Annotated in this window: 3 protein-coding genes; all 3 read left to right on the forward strand. The window is 43.7% G+C overall.

Annotated features, from left to right (window positions below; translation table 11 throughout):
- Positions 1-301 (forward strand): zinc ribbon domain-containing protein (locus tag IM509_RS12030; protein ID WP_287716972.1); only part of this gene is annotated, 301 nt, incomplete at its 5' end.
- A 136-nt stretch (positions 302-437) separates the two neighbouring features.
- Positions 438-1,514, forward strand: a complete 1,077-nt coding sequence (locus IM509_RS12035) for an AI-2E family transporter (RefSeq protein WP_185238032.1) — start codon at positions 438-440, stop codon at positions 1,512-1,514.
- Between the two features lie 1,057 nt (positions 1,515-2,571).
- Positions 2,572-3,189: S8 family serine peptidase (locus tag IM509_RS12040; protein ID WP_502882260.1), on the forward strand; the 618-nt coding region annotated here is incomplete at its 3' end.

A 3,189-nucleotide genomic window follows, 5' to 3' on the forward strand; every position in this document is an offset into this window, starting at 1 on the left:
ATTAGCCTATAAATGCCGTTGGTATGGGAGAAATTACATCGAAATAGATAGATGGTTTCCTAGCTCTAAAAGGTGTAGTAATTGCGGGTATATTGCTGAAAAAATGCCGTTAAATATTCGAGAGTGGGATTGTCCAGACTGCAGGACTCACCATGACCGAGATGTTAACGCTAGTAAAAACATTTTGGCCGCAGGGCTTGCGGTGTCAGTCTGTAGAGCGACCATAAGACCAGAACAGAGTAAATCTGTTAAGGCAGGTGCGGAACCCCGCAAGGGAAAGAAGCAGAAACCCAAATCGTGAGGTTTGGGAATCACCGTCCGTTTACGGCGGTGAGGATGTCAAGGTATCAAGACTGATCCACTGTAGCCAAATATATAACGAAAAACTGCCATAATTGCAGCAATGTCCTCATCTAGCCAAAAGGCGATCGCTATTGATGAAAAATGACGCTAAAATTATCGATCTCGTCATCCGGCTGTTCTTTCTCGGCCTGTTGTTATTTGCTGGTTTTACCCTGCTGCGTCCCTTCCTAACCATGATCCTCTGGGGAGCAATTCTGGCGATCGCTTGGTATCCGCTCTTTCTCTGGTTAAAAAAGTTACTCGCTGGCCGAGCGAAACTGGCCGCAGTTCTCCTCACCCTAATTTGTCTAGGGATCATTATCGGTCCGGTGAGTGCCATCGCAGCGGTTCTGGCCGGTAATCTGCGAACGCTGGCCGAATATATCGATACTGGTGCGGCGGTGATTCCCCCTCCCCCCACCGATGTGGCCACCTGGCCGCTAATCGGCGAAAGGATTGCGAGTCTCTGGCAGCAGGCATCGGATAACACGGGTCAATTTTTTCAACGCTTCGAGCCACAATTAAAAGAACTGGGGAAAATTTCCCTTTCCCTAGCCACCAGTACTGGTCTGACGGTGCTGAAATTTATCGTCTCAATTGTGATTGCGGCAGCCCTCACCCTCTCCGCTAAAAATCTGACTCACCTGATGAACCGGTTAGCGGAAAAGATTGCCCCAGGTCGAGGCATCGCGCTGGCCAGTCTGACCGCCTCCACCGTCCGCAATGTTAGCCGCGGTATTATTGGCGTTGCCATTATCCAGAGTCTTTTGATCGGCATCGGTTTAGTCACGGTGGGAACGCCTGCGGCCGGTTTATTAACTTTCCTCACCCTAATTTTGGGCATTCTCCAAATTGGCCCCGGTTTGATTGTCTTGGGGGCGATCATTCACGCTTGGGTAACATTACCCAATTCCATCGCCCTCTTGTTTACCCTCTGGATGATTCCCGCCACCTTGGTGGATAATTTCCTCAAACCGATCTTAATGGGGCGCGGTCTGCCCATTCCCATGGTGGTGATTCTGCTAGGGGTGTTCGGGGGAGTGATCGCCTATGGGATTATTGGTTTGTTCGTCGGGCCAGTTCTGCTCGGTCTCTGCTACGAGTTAGTCAGAGCTTGGATTGGCGAGGATAGCTCTGAACCAGTGGCAAATAGCCATGATCAGTCAATCTAAAGGCCGATAGATCTAATTTTTACCTTAATCTTTCCAGGGAACTTATACCAAATTTCTAAATCCATGACAGACATCCACGCTCGAATGCTTGCCAAGCCTGCATTCGTTGTGACGCAAATAAAGAAAAATGGTATTAGGAAAAAAAGATTAATTTAACCTGAGTTCGGTTTAAGCAGATTGAGGTAAAAGTAGGCTCATCTAAAGGTAAGATTTCTTCGGTTAGTGACAGTAAGCAATCAAACCGCAGAAAACGTTAAAGCAAAAATTAACCGGACTGAGGTGAGGAGAATGTTCAATTTAAGCAATAGGTATTGATTTGAATGTTGTGGCTGGTTTATTGTAAGAAGATAAAGGTGTATATTTGGCTGGTAATTACTAGAAAACTAAAGGAAAATTATTGATTTATATTTAAAAAAATTTAATTCGTAAATTAGTTTAAAAACTATAAAAAATTTTGCCAATTTTTGAACAAAAATTATTTTTTATTCCCAAATATTACCCATTTATTGTCTCTGAAAAACTTGGTATATTTATTAGTAGTTATTATTTATATAAGTCTTGCTAGGCAAGGCTTTAAAGACAATGTTTTTGAGAATTATTTCTATTCTTCTCCCTTACACAAAGAAACAATAAGAGCCGATTTATACACTTAATTATCTTTTCTATAATTGGGCTACAGTTTTTGAAAAATAGTCTTAGTATTTCCTCTGTTGATTGAGAAACCCTGACCTAGTAAGCTAGGACGCATTTACGCAACGAATTTTAACTGCGTCTCAACAAGTAATTTAAATGCACGGGCAGCTTAATACCTCTAGGTTTTTTAATTCTCAATAATGCTGTTATTATTGCTGTGACTAATCAGGCTCTTGGATAAATTAATTTAAGAAAAAATTTATTTTTTTGTTAAACTTATCTATTTATAATCATAAGTAGATGAGAGATTTAGCCCTAAGGCAGAAAGGTTGGGCTGGTCTTTTTCCCTAACCATAAACAGAAAGAATTCAACAAACTTAAGTAATTGACCGATTAATTTTCGGACAATTAGGTAGGTAAAGTCATGAAGACAACACAAGTAAGTTCTGATTCATCAAGTATAGATGTGCCGTCCTTAAACGATGCTTTGGGTTTTGAGCAATCCTTCCCAATCACGGCTGATTTAACAGATTCTGGCGATTTAAGTGTATCGATTGAAACCCTTCCCCCCGCCTTAGGAGTCCTGAACTCTAACCCCTCCCCATCTACAGTCTCCTCTGAGGCTCCTACGGTTCCAGTCTCCCCTGCTGCTACGAGTCAAGTGGTCTTTCCCGCTTCTCTTAGTATTAACTCTTCTGGTTATCCCACCAGTCCAGCGTCGAGTCTTGCCTCTGTACCCACTGCCGCCCCCGTCACCTCAGAGCTAGAACCGGCAGCAACTAGCACCCTTGCCCCTTATGCTCCCAATCAACTGATTCTCAAGTTCAAGAAGGGGATCACCAGCGCCGAAGTGGCTCAGTTTAAGTCCCTCTTTGGTGCTGTCAGCACCCAGACGATTAAGCTAACGGGGGCAGAGATTTGGAATTTATCCGGGTCGCTCTCTGTGGAGAAGATTCTGGCACAATATGGCTCCAATCCGATTTTTGAATACATTGAACCCGACTATATTCGGACGCTCGGCACAATTACTCCGAAGGCGACA

Origin of the sequence: Microcystis sp. M31BS1, assembly GCF_020245285.1 — a bacterium.
Lineage (GTDB): Bacteria > Cyanobacteriota > Cyanobacteriia > Cyanobacteriales > Microcystaceae > Microcystis > Microcystis panniformis.